The following is a 17,891-nucleotide window of genomic DNA, read 5'->3' on the forward strand; positions in this document are numbered from 1 at the left end:
TAAAGGAATATCCTATGTTTGGCAATTTGACCATTGATAGTATCCCATGGAACGAGCCCATTCCGCTTGCGGCATTTGGTGTCATCATCCTCATTGTTTTAGCCGTCCTTGCCACGATCACCTTTACAAAAAGGTGGGGTTGGCTCTGGACAAATTGGCTCACAACCACCGATCATAAAAAAATTGGGATCATCTATATTATTGTGGCGATCATCATGCTCATTCGTGGATTTGCAGATGCCATTATGATGCGAACACAACTTGCGCTCGCTTCTACTGGCGATCAAGTTGGCTATTTACCTCCAGAGCATTATGATCAGATCTTCTCCGCTCATGGCGTGATTATGATCTTCTTTATGGCAACGCCTTTTATTATTGGCTTAATGAATATTGTTGTTCCGCTTCAAGTAGGGAAACGAGATGTTGCATTCCCAACCTTAAATGCTGTTAGTATCTGGTTAACTGTTGCGGGCGCAATCTTAATTAACCTCTCTCTTGGGATTGGGGAATTTGCAAGAACAGGCTGGGTTGCTTATGCCCCACTTTCTGAAAAACTCTATAGCCCAAGCGTTGGGGTTGATTATTATATCTGGAGCTTACAGGTTTCTGGGCTAGGAACAACTTTTGCAGCCATTAATATGTTCGTAACCATTTTACGAGGTAGAGCTCGTGGTATGAAGCTCTTTGATATGCCTCTTTTCACTTGGTCAACGCTTTGTACCTCTGTTTTAATCATGGCGGTATTCCCTATTTTAACCGCAACCATGATTTTACTCGCGTTAGATCGTTATTTAGGTTTTGAAATCTTCACTAATACTCTTGGTGGCGGCAATCAGATGATGTACGTTAATCTCATCTGGGCTTGGGGACATCCTGAAGTTTATATCTTAATATTGCCGGCATTTGGTATCTATTCTGAAATCGTCTCTACCTTTAGCCGCAAATACCTCTTTGGTTATAAAGCGCTGGTTTGGGCGATTATTGCGATTCTCTTTATGTCTTTAACCGTCTGGCTCCATCACTTCTTTACCATGGGGGCCGGCGTCAATGTCAACGCCTTCTTTGGAATTACCACGATGTTTATCGCGATTCCTACAGGGGTTAAAGTCTTTAACTGGCTATTTACGATCTATGGTGGTCGCGTTAAGATGGATGTGCCGATGCTATGGGCGATTGGCTTCCTCATCCTCTTTGTTCTTGGAGGTATGACAGGGGTTATGCTAGCTATCCCTGGCGTAAACTACTCTGTCCATAATACAGAATTTGTTGTAGCCCACTTCCATAACACCATTATTCCTGGCGTTGTCTTTGGGGTCTTAGCAGGTTATAACTTCTGGTTCCCGAAAGTCTTTGGATTTAGACTCCATAAAGGCTGGGGTTATACAACTTTCTGGCTCTGGTTTATTGGCTTTATCGTGGCTTTCGCCCCACTTTATCTCGCTGGATTTGATGGGATGCCGCGCCGAATTAGCCAAAACGTGGATCTTCGCTACGGGCCATACTTAGTCGTTGCTTGGGTGGGTGCTGTTTTAATCTTCTTTGGTATTGTCGCCATCATCGTTCAACTGTTTGTCAGTATAGCGCAGCGTCATAAACTACAAGATGTCACAGGCGATCCTTGGGATGGTAGAACACTCGAGTGGTCTATCGCATCGCCCCCTCCTTCTTATAACTTTGCAGTGATTCCGGCAGTTGATGAACCGGATCTCTTCTGGAAACAAAAACAAGAAGGAACCGCTTATCCTGAAAACAAACAGTATCAAGATATCTATATGCCTAAAAATACAGCGCTAGGATTTGTTGCCGGCGGCGTACTTGCTGGGTTACTCTCCTTTACACTAGTTTGGAGTATCTGGTGGCTTGCGATTATCTTCTTTGGCGTAGCGATACTTCTTTGGATTATTGATAGCTTCAAAGATCATGAGGAAATTTGTATTCCTAAAGAAGAAGTTGAAAAAACAGATCTTGCATTCTTAGAGAAGGTCAAACAATTTAATATGCCGCAAGGAGGTCGCGAATGAGTACGACATTAAGCAGCCCAAATCTCGAGCTACTGCAAGAGCAGGAAAATGCCGATAATAAGGTGTTTGGTTTTTGGATCTATTTAATGACCGATGCCATCATCTTTGGAACATTTTTTGCCGTCTTTGTGGTATTACTTAAAAATACAACGCATGGACACACGCCGCAATCACTCTTTGATTTAAGCAATGCATTTATTGAAACCGTAGCGCTTCTTACTAGTAGCTTAACTTGTGGATTTGCTATGCTCACTTTAAAACAAGGGCGAATTAAACAGACCATTTTACTGTTAATTCTCACCTTTATTTTAGGGGGGATATTTTTAGCTTTAGAGATCAAAGAGTTCCTCTCTTTTATTGAGATCGGCGCAACACCTCAAAGTAGCGGCTTTTTATCTGGCTTCTTCTCCTTAGTGGGGCTTCACGGCGTGCATTTATCCATTGGGATGATCTGGATGATTGTCATGATGTTACAACTTGCCACAAAAGGAGCGACGCTTGCCGTGACAACGCGTCTTAAACTCTTTAGTCTTTTCTGGCACTTTCTAGATATCATCTGGATCTGTATCTTTTCAGTTGTCTATTTAATGGGGGTTTCATTATGATGATCGATCAATCACAAGCAAAAAAAGAACTCCTTGATTATCTCATTGGATATGGATTCTCTATTGCACTCTCTTTAATTGCCTTTGGTGTTGTCGTCTATTTAAAGGATTATCTCTCTATTGGCGTACTGGCAAGCATTCTAGCGCTATGTGCTTTAGTACAGATCGTGGTGCAATTTGTCTACTTTTTACATATTCGAAAAAGCGATAACGATGGCTGGAATTTAGCGGCACTCTTTTTCACCGGCATTATACTTTTAATGATTGTAGGGGGCTCTGGCTGGGTCATGTTCTATCTTCATATGAATATGATGCCTGAATTACCGCTCTAAATAGGTAAAAACAGTAAAACGTGAAAAACAAGACGCTTAAACCTTTTTTAAAACTTATCAAGCACGGGATTATCTTAGGTAATCTCGTGCCTGTTATTGCCGGCTTTTTTTTAGCGTTAACCCCTCAAACTCCGGCGACAGTGATCTTACTTCTCACAACGATGATAGGAATTACCTTCGTTATTGCCAGCGCTACTATCACTAATAACATTATCGATAGAGATATCGATAAACTCATGCAACGAACGCAAAATCGCCCCTTAGTCAATGGGGATATCTCCCTTACAATCGCGATACTCCTTGCGATTTTTTTTGGAATAACAGGCTTTTACTTACTCTATTTTCACGTTAATACACTTGCCGGAAACTTGGCATTAATAGGCTTTATTGACTATGTTATTCTCTACTCTTTAATCTTTAAAAGACACTCCTCTTTTAGCATCTTAATTGGTAGCATCTCAGGAGCGATTCCTCCCCTTGTAGGATATGTCGCGATCACAAATCAGCTTGATTTAACGATGCTCTATCTCTTTATCACCTTCTCTTCATGGCAAATTGCCCACTCTTATGCCATTGCCCTTTATCGCAAACAAGATTATCAAAAAGCGAGTATTCCTATATCGACACTTGCAATGCCCTTTAAGACAGCGCAAAAATGGACGGCACTCTATATTGCTATTATGGTGATTTCAGTATTACTTTTAGTACTGCAAAGCTTTCACTTTACGCTAACAAAAATCATCACAATCTTGCTTATTAGTTATTGGCTATATCAAGCGATTAAAACGCCGACCTTAAACGATACAAGCTTGTGGGGAAAACAACAATTTATAAACTCACTGTTGATTATTATGGGGCTTTGCCTATTGATGATCATCGACCACTTGCTGATCTTTTTATAATATCGTCGATTCGGTTTAAGAAATCGCTGTTTTAAAAGTAAAGCAGGACAGTATATAAATCAAACAAGCTTGCATGATGCCAGATAGAACGATTCTTGCGCTTCTCATAACCGATGCGCCGGCAATCAGGTTCTGTGACTTTTAAACCAATTTTACTATCACTCAATAATACTGAGAGTATTATGCGATAAATTATCGATCTTTCCAAAACCCGCTTCTTTCCACCACGGAGTTCATGCTAGTATGAATTTCTAGCATTTTATCGTCTTTAGGACTATAAATGACGATAAAGATCGATAATCTAAAAATGATAATGACTAACCATCAAGACTAATGAGGTATCTATGAATATTCTAATCACGGGCGCATCTTCTGGCTTTGGACTTGAAGCGGCAAAACTTTTTATTCAACATGGGCATACCGTTATTGGGCTTGCTAGACGCCATGAAAAACTCATGGAGATCAAAGCATCTCTTGGTGAAAATTTCTATCCTTTAACGGCTGACATGCAAAATCTCACCTCCATCAAAGAGGGCATTGAAAACCTCCCTGAACCTTTTGATAAAATAGATGTTCTGATTAATAATGCGGGACTAGCTCTAAACTTAAAGCCCACTTTTGATGTCGATTTTGCAGATCTTGCAACGATGATAGATGTAAATATTCGTGGATTAACCTATATCACGCATCTAATCTTACCGCAGATGGTGGAACGTAATGATGGTTATATCATCAACATTAGTTCAACTGCGGGGAATTACCCTTATTATGGTTCTAATGTTTATGGGCCCACCAAAGCGTTTGTGACAAGTTTTTCACAAAATCTTCGTGCAGATCTTATTGGCAAAAACATCCGTGTAACCAATGTTGAACCAGGGCTTTGCAGCGATACTGAATTTTCAAATGTTCGTTTCAAAGGCGATGATGATAAAGCAGCGGCTGTTTATGCTGATGTTGATGCGGTTACCGGCAAAGAGATTGCAGATATTCTCTACTGGCTAACAACGCAACCTAAGCATCTTAATGTTAACCGCATTGAGATCATGCCAACAATGCAAACCTTTGCCGGACTAACGGTTTATAAAGATCCGAAATAAGTTATTTGAAAATCATCAATACCTATATCTACCTTACAAAAGGTCATCATTATGAATATTATCGATCTACATTGCGATGCGCTTATGAAACTCTCGGATGCGAAAGGAAAGCTCTCCTTTAAAGATGCGCCAGAGCTTGATATTAATCTAGCTAAATTGCAACAAGGGAAAGTAAAACTCCAAGCCTTTGCGATATTTATCTATCCATCCATTCCTGGTGGGAATCAATTTCAGGAAGTGATTGATCAGATTCACTATTTTTATAGTGAAATCTTAGCTAAAAATCCTGAAATGAAACTTCTTCGAAAGTGGTCTGATTTTAATTTATTAAAAGAAGAAGAGATCGGGGCAATCTTAACGCTTGAAGGCGTTGATGCCATCGGCAATGACCTTCATAAACTCACGATCTTATATGAACTTGGCGTACGCTCCATTGGTTTAACATGGAATAATGGTAATCTTGCCGCAGATGGCGTTGGGGAATCCCGTGGTGCGGGCTTAAGCCATTTTGGTAAACGCTTAGTTGAATGGTGTAATGATCATGATGTTTTTGTTGATGTTTCTCATCTTCACCCAAATGGGTTTTGGGATGTAATGGAACTGGCAAAATATCCGATCGCTAGCCACTCTAATGCCACATCAATTTGTGATCACCGCAGAAACCTCACAGATGAGCAGATCATGGCGATGATTAAGCGCGATGCAATGATTCATATTGTTTTTTGCCCTGCCTTTGTGAAAAAAGGGGGCGATGCAACTATTGATGATGTGGTAAGGCAAATTCAGCATATTGTAAAACTTGGGGGAATTAAAAATATTGGTTTTGGCTCAGACTTTGATGGCATTGAATCAAAAGTTGAAAATTTAAGCGATGCATCGATGTACCAAAATCTTATTGAGGCCCTTAAACCACACTATTCTGAGGATGAAATTAGAGGTTTTGCACATCAAAACTTTATCAATCACCTTCCTAAATAAGCATTTACCAAATTTATCGTAAAATCGGTTTAAAAGAGATTGAATCAGATTGCCGGCACATCGGTTATGAGAAGCACAATAATCGTTCTATCCGGCATTGTGCAAGCTCATTTGATACACACTCTATTCCCTTATTATCATTTAAAATAATGTTTCTTAAACCGAATCAACTATATAAAAAAGGCGCTATTTCAATAAAACAGCGCCTTTTTTATAAATATTTTTTGCCTTAACCTTGCATGTCGACAACCATGCGCCCTTGAATTTTACCTGCCTCCATCTCTGCAAAAATCTCATTTACTTCTGATAATTTTCGCTTATGAACCACAGGAACCACTAATCCATCTGCGGCAAATTGGAATGCTTCAATTAAATCTTGTCGAGTTCCCACAAGACTTCCAATCACTTCAATACCATCTAAAACGGTTTTAACAATAGATAAATCCATCGTTTCCGGAGGTAATCCTACTGCCACAACTTTTCCTGTTGCACGAAGAGAATTCACAGCTTGATTAAAGGCAACCTTAGAAACAGCAGTAACAATCGCCGCATAAGCGCCGCCCACATCTTCTTGGATTTTAGCTGCAACATCCTCAATTTTTGCGGAGTTATAGATCTTATCAGCCCCAACTTCTTTTGCTAATTGCAATTTATCATCATTAATATCAACGGCAATGACTTTTGCATTAAAGACCTTCTTCGCATATTGCACCGCCAAGTTGCCAAGCCCACCAACACCGAAAATGACAATCCATTGCCCTGCTTTAACATCTGCAACTTTAACCGCTTTATAGGTCGTCACCCCCGCACAAGTGACACTACTTGCTTGATATGAATCTAAACCATCAGGAACTTTCACGGCGTAATCAGCCGTCACAATACATTTTTCTGCCATCGCCCCATCAACTGAGAACCCTGCATTTTTAACGCTACGGCAAAACGTCTCTTTACCCGTAATACAATATTCACAAACGCCGCAACCTTCAAAAAACCAGGCAATGCTGACTCTATCCCCTACTTTAAGGCTTGTTACATCATCTGCAATCTTCGAGACAACCCCAATTCCTTCATGCCCAATCACACGCCCAGGAACTTTACCAAAATCGCCTTTAGCAACATGTAAGTCTGTGTGACAAACCCCACAGCAAACAACATCAACAAGGGCTTCCCCTGCTTCTAACTCTCGAAGTTTTAACTCTTTAATTTCAACTTGACCATCACTACTTTGATTAACGACTGCTGCTTTCATACAAACTCCTTCATCAATACAAACACGATTTAACAGATGTTTAAAACCCTATAAATCAGTATATAGTAATGATTACCATTTACAATGATCATTTATAAATACGATTATCATTAATACTCTTTATTTCTATTTTAAATCATAAGCGCTAATCATAAGGCGTGCTCTTGACGAATATCTTTAAATTTCTCACAAAAAAATCCCCTGGAAATAAAGTTATTTTCAGGGGATTTTTTATTCGTTGAAGATCACCTATTAATAAGGATGTTGTCTCCAGTCGATCACTTTCACTTCTCTTGGAACACTTGTGCCATCTGCTTTTTTAAGTGGCTGCGCTGCATGAGACTCTCTAAAGCTACCGCTTTCTGGATCTGCTTTTTCAAAACTCTCACGTAATTCAGGAGTCACATGATCTGCGTAGATATTATCTGTTGGTAATACAGGATTCTTATCCTCTGTATACCATTCGCCTAACATATAACGAACCCCTAAAGTCACCTCATTAGAGCTCAATTTTGCACGAAGTTGGTCACCATTGTTTTTCACACCTGTTTTAGCTTTCCCCATATCCACATGACGGAAGCCTAAATCAATATAGGTATTATCCACCGGCTTATAAGAAACACCTGCCCCTAATGACCATGCAAAGTTATTATCTGTTGCAGATCTATAATGGCTTAATCCATTATTATGAGCACCCTTTGAAGTAAGGCGCGCATAACCTAGACCAGCACTTCCATAAACAGAAAAGTCATCATTAATAGGATAGCTTGCATAAGCATTCACCATTAAACGCTGACTTTTAATTTTATGTGTATTAAAGTCAGTGCCAAAGGAACTTGTAAACTCATTCTTTTTAGGAATGACATACTCAAGCTCGACACGGAAGATATCGTCAAACTTGTATCCACCTGCTATAGAGCCTGTTACGAAACTTTTATTGTCCTTATGCTTTTCAAATTGACCACCAGCGGCATGAATAGAATCATCCATATCCTTTGCCTTCTGTTTAGCACCAATTAAATTCACTCCGGCATAAAACCCTTTCGTAATCTCTGCTTGCGCGCTTGATACTGCTCCTAATAGCAACATTGACGCCAATAAGGCACGGATCTTCATATTACCCTCTTCCCCTTAAAATATTAACCATAACAAATTTGATTATTCATAAATTTTACCGATAACCAATATAATATACTGTTTCACAAGTTATTTTCCGACTTTTATCATCTAATAACCTATTTCTTGCCATCTATTTTAACCTAGAACTCTTTGATTCTAAACTATCGTTTTAAAAAGTGCACCCTTGGTGCGATATGCGTCAAAATAGTATAAGGGATTGTTCCTGCCCACGCGGCAACTTTTTCTAAAGGTAATTGCTCCCCAAAAATCTCAACAAGCTCATTCCATGCAGTTTGTGGAACATCTCTTAAATCAATCATCATCATATCCATTGCAGGCCGCCCAATAATTGGCGCACGATATTTTCCCACTAAAACATACGCCTCTTTTGTAATTTCTCGGGGATAACCATCGGCATAACCACATGCAATAACGCCGATAGGCATTCTTTCAGGAGCGATAAACTTTGCCCCATATCCCACACTTTCGCCTTCATCTATCATTGTGGTATGGATAATCTTAGATGTTAGCGTCAATAAAGGTTTTAAACCAAAATACTTACCTGTCGAATCATCAATAGGAGAAATTCCATAAAGCGATATGCCCATACGTACAATATCATGATGCGTCATAGGAAGTGTTAATAATGCCGCAGAATTCGCCAGCGTTTGAGGTAATTGCAAACGATCTAATGCACTCATCCTTTCAACCTGTCGTTTTAATAACGGAGAATCTTTCTCATCAGAAGTTGCAAAATGGGTCATTAAAGTAATAGAAGCAACAGAGGATAATGCCTTTAACTGCGTAACAATTGAAGGCGCTTCTTCAGGAGTGAATCCAAGTCGGTGCATTCCTGTATCGACTTTTAAAAAGATATTTAAAGGGCTCTCTAAATCAATACTTTGTAACATCTCTAACTGACGATTATTACCAATTGCCACATAATAATTCTGCTCACTTGCAATTTGATACTCATTTGCAGAAAAAACGCCTTCTAATAGTAAGATTGGTAACTCGCCGCCTTTTTGACGAATATCATCCGCTTCTTCTCGAATCGCTACCGCCATATAATCTACCTGACGATTTAAAATAGGAATAAGATTCTCAACTCGATGACCATAAGCATTCGCTTTTATCACAGCGCAACACTGGCTATTAGGCGCTTTCCCTTTTAAGATTGCTAAATTATTCTCTAAAGCCGCTTCGGAAAAGTAAGCGATTAACGGTCTCATAATATTCCTTTTAGTCGAAATGATACGATTTTTAAATTGTGTAATGGCAACGATAATACGGTTACACCAATATCAAACGCGCCAATAAAATCTATAAAAAAAGATCAGTAGATGTATTACCTTTGCAAGAAATACTCTCACTAATCTTTTTTTCATGAAATGAAATATCTTAGCATCGCTAATTGTACTACTTAATTCCCAAGAGACCAAGATTCAAGATTCGCTTAAAACTTTGATATAACCTTGTATTACACGCTTTAAAGATCTTTAAAAATAAGACCACCACGCATCTTTTGAGTATCAATAAACAATTGATGCCATTCATCATTAATGATTTTTAATACCGAATGATGTGTTAACAGTTTATTACTCAATGCTTGTAATTTAGGAAAATCATCTAAGATATTTTTTCCACTGATAGATGCAACTACATCAAAGCGGATAAACATTGGGGCTAAAACAACATCCACAGCAGATAAAGATTCCCCCATAAAAAATGATGCTCCACATTTTCCTTCCAAAAGTTGTAGTGTTTCTTTCATCACATCGAAATACTGATCGACCTCTTCTTTTGTCTTTGCTGCCATACTCATATATTGCGGACCATAAAGATCCCCCGCAACCCCAGCCCAAGCCCTTTGGATTGCTCTTTTTGTAGCTGATTTTGCATAGATAGAAGGCACTTTATGTTGCTCTTCAATATATTCAACAATCGCCATCGACTCAAAAAGCACTTCACCAGAAGAGACCTTCATCACCGGTACTTTGCCAGGTGGTGACCATTCTTTAAACCACTCGGGCAACTCTGCATGAGGATCGAGCCAAATCTGCTCATAACCTGCGGCTTTTTCATTAAGAGTGATTAAAACTCTTTGCACAAATGGGCATAAAGGATACCCAACAACTTGATAACTCATATTGTCCTCCAGCTTTGATATAAAATTGAGACAAACTACAGATAAAATACGCTTAATTGATAGGTATATCACTTCTTTTAGTCTATCATAAGGGTACTGAAATAGGCGATTATACAAATTTCTATATAACGTTCCAATAGAGAAAAATCATCAATATAGAGAAAATAGATCCTATACTTACCGGGAGGTATTTTCAGTTTAAAAGAGTCATAATTTTTAAAATTTCAACTCAACATTGCCTATTAAAACATATTCTAAAATTTACTTATGACGGAGGACTCATCCATGTCTATCAAGCTTAGCCGACTCATTGTTGCAGGAAAAGATGCGGCAGGTTTTTTACAAGGACAGACCACTGCAGATGTCAATAAACTCAGCTTTATCGATCAAAAGGCTGAGCAGCAATATGGGCTTTCTGCAATCTGTAATCGCCAAGGGCGTGTGATCTCACTTTTTTGGATGATCAAGATCAATGATGAAACCTTCCATCTACTTCTTCCTGAATCATTAGCAGATAAAGTGCAAAAGCACCTCACTATTTTTATTTTTAGATCTAAAGTGACGATTACACGTGATGAACCTTCCTCTGAAGATATTGCAACATTGCCAACCTCACTAACAATCCCTTGGATTATTGATGAAAACAGTGAAGAGTATGTGCCACAGATGCTAAGCCTTGATCTTCTATTAGCCATTAATTTTAAAAAAGGTTGTTATACCGGACAAGAGATCATCGCTCGTATGCAATATCTAGGAAAGCATAAACGCCGTTTAGCACGTATCCACTCTGAAAATGCTACTGAATTACAGGTTAATGCAAAAATTCTGAATGAAAAAGAGCAAGATGCCGGCACAATCGTATATAGTGAAGGTAATGATGCCCTTGCTGTGATTCGTTTAGAATCTAAAGATCAAGCCTTAAAAATACAATCCCCTATCCAGATTACGCATATCTGGCACGATGACGAACCTGAGAATGAATAAGGAGTAATCATAAATGTCGCAAAAGCATATTGGAATTTTAACGGCCGGTGGTGATTGCCAAGGCTTAAATGCAGCACTTCGTGGCGTTACGCTCTCTGCTTTACGAGAAGGCTGGAAAGTAACAGGTATCCATGATGGCTTTGTGGGACTTGCCGAGAAATCTCATAGTGAATTAACCTTTGATAATGTCTATGGCATTGCCGGCATTGGGGGCACAATCCTTGGAACCGGTCGTGGGGGCGGTCGTGCTAAAAATACAGAAGAAGCCGTAGAAGCTTGTGTTATTGCTTTTCATGAGTTAGAACTTGATGCACTTATCTGCTTAGGGGGAGATGGCACACAACGCTTTGCCTCTTACCTACATGAAAAAGGCATTCCTGTTGTGACATTACCAAAGACCATTGATAACGATATTGCTCATACTGATGTCACTTTTGGTTATGATACGGCGGTGCATGTTTCTGTCATGTCTTTAGATAGATTAAGAACTACCGCCGATTCTCATCACCGCTTAATGATTTTAGAAGTGATGGGGCGAGATGCCGGATGGCTTGCGGCAGGAGCTGCGTTAGCCGGATCTGCTGATATCTGCTTAATTCCAGAGATCCCCTACTCTCTTGAAGCGATTGTCACCTATATTCGCGATAATATTCGCAATAGAAGATCTGCGCTGTTAGTGGTTGCAGAAGGCGCTATCTCACAAGAAAATCATAAGCTTGGATTAACCCCCAAAAAACATGCCGAAGCAATTAAGCTTGTTGACAGTATTCCTGAATTAACAGGAATGCAATCACGCTTAACAACATTAGGATATGTCAGCCGAGGCGGCGCACCTACGGCAACCGATAGAATCTTTGCAACACAATGTGGGACAAAAGCTATCGAGTTTATTAAGGAAGGCCGTTTTGGGGTCATGGTTGCTGAACAAGGACGTGTATTAGTTCCTGTTCCGCTAGAAGAAGTTGCCGGAAAACCGCGCCTTCTTCCGGTCGATCATCCACTGATTCAAACGATGAAAGCAACCAATATCTGTATGGGTGTTTAAAATTTATCACAAGCAGTATCCTGACAAAATTATGATATTCACAGGAAAACTGCTAACATCTATACGCTTTAAAAAAGAAATTTTCATTTATATAGATTAGAAGACATTATGAAAAAAATTATTAATACCGATCATGCTCCTGCAGCTGTAGGACCTTATTCACAAGGTAATGCGTTTGGTAACCTTGTTTTCACATCAGGCCAGTTGCCTTTAAATCCGGAAACGATGAAGTTTCCTGAAGGTGGCATTAAAGAGCAAGCAGCCCAAGCGCTGTTAAATCTCAAAGCAATCTTAGAAGCTGGCGATGCTGATTTTTCAACAGTTCTCAAAGTCACTTGCTATCTTGATGATATCAATGATTTTGCAGATTTTAATGAAGTTTATACAGAATTTTTTGGTACAGAAAATGCACCAGCTCGTTCCTGCTTTGAAGTGGGTGCATTACCAATGGGTGCGCTCGTAGAGATTGAAGCCATTGCATTTCGTAAAGATGCATAAGTTCGTATAAACAGCTCACTGCCTTAAGAATAAAAAGCCCTAGATCTATCAGATTTAGGGCTTTTTTCCGCGCTATTAATGCCGGTTTTAGAAACTCGGCTTAAAAGATACTAAACCAGATTGCCAGCGTACCAATTACAAAAAGCGCAAGAGTCATACTATCTAGTATCATGCAAACTCGTTTCATCAACAACGGTACTGTTATGCTTTTAAAATAGCGTTTTTGAAACCAAGATCGACTATAAGATCAAGAGCCTATAAAAAAACCTCTATCTAATATTTAGATAGAGGTTTTATTTCAATACTACTTTAGATCGCTATAGATCCTTTATGCTTGAGTACTTGCATCTTCTAATGCTGGCTTGTCATTAGAGTCATCAGACTTATGGGCTTGTAATTTCTTTGCGTCTCTATTTAAGAGAATAAAGAATACAGGCGTATAAACTAATACTAAGATTGTTCCTGCAAGCATCCCGCCCACAACAATTCGCCCTACAACGTTCTGAGCACCAGATCCTGCACCTGAAGATAAAGCAAGTGGAAGAACCCCAATACCAAACGCAAGTGATGTCATTAAGATCGGACGTAGACGTTCATTGGCAGCTTGAATTGTTGCATCCATAATGGTCATACCAGTACGAACTAGATCTCTTGCGAACTCAACAATCAAAATCGCATTTTTCGAGGTCAATCCAATGGTTGTTAACATTCCGACTTGGAAGTAAACGTCATTTTCAATCCCTAGCAATCTTGCTGTTACAATCGCTCCGACTAATCCCACAGGGATCGTTAGAAGTACAGAGATCGGAACTTTCCACGACTCATAAAGTGCCGCTAAGCTTAAGAAGATAATAAACACCGATATTAAAAGTAACGTTGTTTGAGAATCTCCCGCTTCACGCTCTTCATAGGAAGTATCTTTCCATGAAACATTGATTCCTTGCGGTAAGTGCTCAGAGACGATCGTTTCAATCTCCGCCATCACATCTCCCGTACTCTTACCTGGCATTGCCTCAATAGAAAGGGGGAATGCAGGGAAACCATTAAAACGGTTTAATTGCGGTGGACCATAACTCCAGCGCCCTTCTGCAAAAGCACTAAATGGTACCATCTCCCCTTTTGCGTTACGAACATACCATTTCTTAAAGTCTTCTGGCATCATACGCGAATCAGCATCTGCTTGAACCTGAACGTGTTTAATACGACCACGATCTATAAAGTCATTCACATACATCCCACCCCAAGCAATTGAGAGAGATTGGTTAATATCTCCCACAGAGACTTGTAGTGCTTGCGCTTTCTCACGGTCAATATCAATATGGTACTGTCCTGAGTCAAACTGACCTCCTGGCATTAATGTTGCGATATTCATATTCTCAGAGCGTGCTGCATGCCCGATAAATGTCATCACTGAATTCATTAAAGCATCATGCCCTAAACCAAGTGTATCTTGTAATACAAAGCTTACCCCTGTTGCACTACCTAACTCAATAATTGCAGGTGGTTTAAAGATATACATATTCGCTTCAGGAACTTCAGCAAAGAATGCTTGAATACGGCTAATCACGGCATCAATACTTTGATGATCTGTTTTACGCTCATCCCATGGTTTAAGCTTAATGAAGAAGATTGACTGCTCTGAACCTTGTCCGGCAAAGCTAAATCCACCAACTGTCATTACCGCATCAACTGTATCTTTCTCTTCTTCCATAAGATACTTTGTGACCTTCTCCAATGGAATCTCTGTCTGTAAGAGTGATGTTCCATTAGGGTTAATAGCCATCCCGACTAAAATCCCCTGATCCTCATCAGGTAAGAAGCTTGTTGGTAATTTGGTAAATTGATAACCGATAAACCCAAGCCCACCAACTAATACCACAACGAATACTAAAGGATGTTTTAAGATTCGACGAATCGTTACGCCATAAGCATTACTTAATTTATCAAATCCTAAGTTAAAGTATTTCACAATGACAAAAAGTACTTTTGTAATAGGTGAGAATAATTTACTTAAGAAGCGACCCACTGCAGTTGTTGGTTCAGATTCATCATCAGGACGACGTAAAATCGTTGCACAAAGTGCGGGCGTAAAGATAATCGCCACAAGAACCGAGAGCAACATCGCCGTAATAATCGTGATAGAGAACTGTCGATAAATAACCCCAGATGCTCCACCAAGGAACGCCATCGGTACAAATACCGCAGAGAGTACAACCCCGATTCCAATCAAGGCACCGGTAATTTGCGTCATTGATTTACGCGTTGCTTCTAATGGTGATAAGCCCTCTTCTTCCATAATACGCTCAACGTTTTCAACAACAACAATCGCATCATCTACAAGAAGCCCAATTGCCAGAACTAAAGCAAAAAGCGTTAAGGTATTTAAGTTAAATCCAAAGAAGTTAAGGATTAACATCGTTCCTGCAAGAACATAAGGAATCGCCAATAATGGAATAATTGTCGCTCTAATGTTCTTCAAGAAGAGGAACATCACAATAAATACTAAAATAATCGCGTCAATTAACGTCTGAACAACCCCATCTACAGATTGCTCAACAAATGGAGTTGTATCATACGGATAAGTATAATCCATTCCTGATGGGAAGTTATGTTTCTCTTTAGCCAAGAAATCTTTAACAATATTAGCAGTATCTAAAGCATTCGCCCCAGATGCTAAGTTAATCCCAACCCCTGATGCCTGCATCCCATTATAGTGAACGGTAAAGTTCTCATTTTCAGGAGACAGCTCGATACGCGCAACATCTGAAAGTAAAACCTCACTTCCATCTTCATTTACACGAAGCTGAATTGCTTTAAACTCTTCAGCACTTGTTAATAAAGATTGCGATGTCACCGTATAACGAATCAACTGATCTTGATTTGCCGGCAATGCCCCTAGGTTTCCAAGGGTTGCTTGCGAGTTTTGCTCTTGAATTGCTTTTACAATATCCAGCGTCGTCATATCATATTTATGCAACTTCATTGGGTCTACCCAAACATTCATCGCATAACTTGATCCAAAGAACTGGATATCTCCAACCCCTGGCAAACGGCTAATCTGGTCTTGCAAAGTCGAGGAGATATAATCTCCAATATCCCCAGAAGTCATCGTGCCATCTGGTGAGTAGAAACCCACAACCATCATGAACGAACCACTTGATTTCGCAATCGTTACCCCTTGCTGCTGTACAGCTTGTGGCAACTTACTTAATGATTGCTGAATCTTGTTTTGCACTTGAACTTGAGCAATATCAGGATCCACTCCTTGCTCAAACGTGAGGTTAATTTGAAACACCCCAACACTTGAACTGAGTGCATCCATGTATCTAAAACCTTCAAGTCCTGAGATACTCTGCTCAATCACCTGAGTTACACTCTCTTCAACCGTTGCCGCACTAGCTCCAGGATAAACCCCTGAAATAGAAACTTGCGGTGGAGCGATCTCTGGATATTGCGCAACTGGCATGTTTTTGACTACAAGTAGTCCCATAAACATTGTTAGAATCGCCAGAACCCATGCAAAGATCGGGCGATCAATAAAAAATCGTGCCATATATACAATTATTCCTTACTTACGGTATTTAAGTATTCGTAATTTCCTGTCTATTCTCTATTAGCATTTATTGCGTAAAAGATGATTGAGTCATTACAGTTGTGTAAATACATCATCGCTAATGACATCTACATGGACATCCTGCCCACCACTACGTTGAATCGCTGATTGAACAGTTTGTAAGCCTTTTACCACAACACGTTCACCTTCTTGTAGGCCCCCTGCGATGACCCAGTTTTGACCATGCGCACGCGAGATTTCAACAGGGCGAAAGCTTGCCACATTTTTCTCATCAATCACAATGACCATACTGATGCCGCCAGGACCTTGTGTCACAGCCTTTTGTGGAATCACTAAAGCGCCTTCCTCAATCCCTTGTTCAACAACTGTTCTTAAGAACATACCAGGATAGAGTGAGCCATCATTTTCAAACTGTGCTTGTAAGAAGATCGATCCTGTTGTTGGGTTAACAGTTAAATCTGAAAACTTAATGTAACCCGCTTTATCATAAAGCGTGCCATCATCTAAATAGACACGAACTAAGTGCCCGCTTTCTGTCTCACCCGTTTGCGGATTCACAACTTGTTTCTCAGTATAAATACCTGCTTTAATTTTCTTTTGCACCTCTGCAAACTCAGCCGCCGAATAAGTAATATTGACTTTCATCGGATCTAAAACTTGAATCACCGCCATCTCTTTAGCTTGACCTGGTGAAACAAGCGCCCCTTGCGTGAAGTTACTACGGCCAATTTGTCCTGTAATAGGTGCTTCCATTTTGGTATATTCAAGACTAATTTTTGCAGTAGAAACTTGTGCTTCAGCGCCTAATACTTCTGCATTAGCTTGTAAAAGCGCCGCTTGTGCATCATCAATATCTTGCTGACTGACTGCTTTGGAATTCCCTAAAGCATTTAAACGATCTGCTTTTAATTTTGCCGCATTTTGGTTTGCTTGCGCTCTTGCAAGTCCCGCCTCTGCTTGAAGCAACGTTGCTTCAAATGTTGCAGGATCAATCTGATAGAGCTGATCCCCTTCTTTAACCATACTTCCTTCCGTGAAGTTTTGGGATAAAATAATGCCCCCAACTTGTGGTCTTACTTCTGCGATCACCGATGCTTCCGTTCGTCCTGGCAACTCCGCTTCTACCGTAATATTTTGACGTTCAACAGGTTGAACCACGGCTTGTGGTGCTGTCATTCCCATTTGACTAGGCTCATCATTACCACAAGCGGCAATAACTAAACCTAAACTGACAACCCCTAAAGCGTTTCGTAAATGCTTAAAATAGTTAGTCTTTCTCATTTTTTATCTCATATACTCAAGTTAATTTTGAACTTCATATTTTATAACTTTTCCCAA

15 protein-coding genes are annotated in these 17,891 nt (G+C 39.8%); 9 read left to right on the forward strand and 6 right to left on the reverse strand.

The window, feature by feature from the left end; all coding sequences use genetic code 11:
- The first annotated feature begins 14 nt into the window (after positions 1–14).
- The 6 genes from MMG00_RS09420 (at position 15) to MMG00_RS09445 (ending at position 5,935) form a co-directional block, all read left to right on the forward strand.
- Complete coding sequence (locus tag MMG00_RS09420; RefSeq protein WP_242147696.1) at positions 15–2,021, forward strand: cbb3-type cytochrome c oxidase subunit I; 2,007 nt, start codon at positions 15–17, stop codon at positions 2,019–2,021.
- On the forward strand, positions 2,018–2,626 hold the full coding sequence (cyoC, locus tag MMG00_RS09425) for a cytochrome o ubiquinol oxidase subunit III (protein ID WP_242147698.1): 609 nt from the start codon (positions 2,018–2,020) through the stop codon (positions 2,624–2,626). Before MMG00_RS09420 ends, cyoC begins: the two co-directional genes overlap by 4 nt.
- On the forward strand, positions 2,623–2,958 hold the full coding sequence (gene cyoD, locus MMG00_RS09430; protein ID WP_242147700.1) for a cytochrome o ubiquinol oxidase subunit IV: 336 nt from the start codon (positions 2,623–2,625) through the stop codon (positions 2,956–2,958). The genes cyoC and cyoD overlap by 4 nt, the downstream gene beginning before the upstream one ends.
- A 20-nt stretch (positions 2,959–2,978) precedes the next feature.
- Positions 2,979–3,860, forward strand: a complete 882-nt coding sequence (gene cyoE, locus MMG00_RS09435) for a heme o synthase (RefSeq protein WP_242147702.1) — start codon at positions 2,979–2,981, stop codon at positions 3,858–3,860.
- Between the two features lie 344 nt (positions 3,861–4,204).
- Entirely contained in the window at positions 4,205–4,957 is a 753-nt protein-coding gene (locus MMG00_RS09440) for an SDR family NAD(P)-dependent oxidoreductase (protein WP_242147703.1), read from the forward strand.
- A 51-nt stretch (positions 4,958–5,008) separates the two neighbouring features.
- A complete protein-coding gene (locus MMG00_RS09445; protein WP_242147705.1) occupies positions 5,009–5,935 on the forward strand; it encodes a dipeptidase in 927 nt (308 codons plus the stop codon).
- A 229-nt stretch (positions 5,936–6,164) separates the two neighbouring features.
- On the opposite strand, the gene adhP is transcribed toward MMG00_RS09445, so the two are convergent.
- From adhP to MMG00_RS09465, 4 genes are all read right to left on the reverse strand, one after another.
- The gene (adhP, locus tag MMG00_RS09450) at positions 6,165–7,184 is read right to left on the reverse strand and encodes an alcohol dehydrogenase AdhP (RefSeq protein WP_242147707.1); all 1,020 of its coding nucleotides are present in this window, start codon (positions 7,182–7,184) and stop codon (positions 6,165–6,167) included.
- A gap of 252 nt (positions 7,185–7,436) precedes the next feature.
- Positions 7,437–8,300, reverse strand: coding sequence for an outer membrane protein (locus tag MMG00_RS09455; protein ID WP_242147709.1), 864 nt, complete (start codon positions 8,298–8,300; stop codon positions 7,437–7,439).
- A 164-nt stretch (positions 8,301–8,464) separates the two neighbouring features.
- A complete protein-coding gene (gene alr / locus MMG00_RS09460) occupies positions 8,465–9,535 on the reverse strand; it encodes an alanine racemase (RefSeq protein WP_242147711.1) in 1,071 nt (356 codons plus the stop codon).
- Between the two features lie 257 nt (positions 9,536–9,792).
- Positions 9,793–10,452 (reverse strand): glutathione S-transferase family protein, encoded by a 660-nt coding sequence (locus MMG00_RS09465; protein ID WP_242147713.1) that lies wholly within the window; start codon positions 10,450–10,452, stop codon positions 9,793–9,795.
- A gap of 285 nt (positions 10,453–10,737) precedes the next feature.
- Here MMG00_RS09465 and ygfZ point away from each other — a divergent pair, with 285 nt between their 5' ends.
- The 3 genes from ygfZ (at position 10,738) to MMG00_RS09480 (ending at position 12,979) form a co-directional block, all read left to right on the forward strand.
- On the forward strand, positions 10,738–11,436 hold the full coding sequence (ygfZ, locus tag MMG00_RS09470; RefSeq protein ID WP_242147715.1) for a CAF17-like 4Fe-4S cluster assembly/insertion protein YgfZ: 699 nt from the start codon (positions 10,738–10,740) through the stop codon (positions 11,434–11,436).
- Positions 11,437–11,449: 13 nt separating this feature from the next.
- Positions 11,450–12,481: a 6-phosphofructokinase gene (locus MMG00_RS09475; RefSeq protein WP_242147717.1), complete on the forward strand. Its 1,032-nt coding sequence runs from the start codon at positions 11,450–11,452 to the stop codon at positions 12,479–12,481.
- 108 nt (positions 12,482–12,589) lie between these two features.
- Positions 12,590–12,979, forward strand: a complete 390-nt coding sequence (locus MMG00_RS09480; protein ID WP_242147718.1) for a RidA family protein — start codon at positions 12,590–12,592, stop codon at positions 12,977–12,979.
- A gap of 328 nt (positions 12,980–13,307) precedes the next feature.
- Here the strand turns inward: MMG00_RS09480 and MMG00_RS09485 are convergent, their stop codons facing one another.
- Together MMG00_RS09485 and MMG00_RS09490 are read right to left on the reverse strand one after the other, a co-directional pair.
- Positions 13,308–16,532 carry an efflux RND transporter permease subunit gene (locus MMG00_RS09485; protein WP_242147720.1) on the reverse strand — a complete coding sequence of 1,075 codons (3,225 nt, stop codon included), beginning with the start codon at positions 16,530–16,532 and terminating at the stop codon, positions 13,308–13,310.
- A gap of 93 nt (positions 16,533–16,625) precedes the next feature.
- Positions 16,626–17,834, reverse strand: coding sequence for an efflux RND transporter periplasmic adaptor subunit (locus tag MMG00_RS09490; RefSeq protein WP_242147722.1), 1,209 nt, complete (start codon positions 17,832–17,834; stop codon positions 16,626–16,628).
- Positions 17,835–17,891 lie beyond the last annotated feature (57 nt).

This window comes from Ignatzschineria rhizosphaerae (assembly GCF_022655595.1).
GTDB classification, from domain to species: Bacteria; Pseudomonadota; Gammaproteobacteria; order Cardiobacteriales; family Wohlfahrtiimonadaceae; genus Ignatzschineria; species Ignatzschineria rhizosphaerae.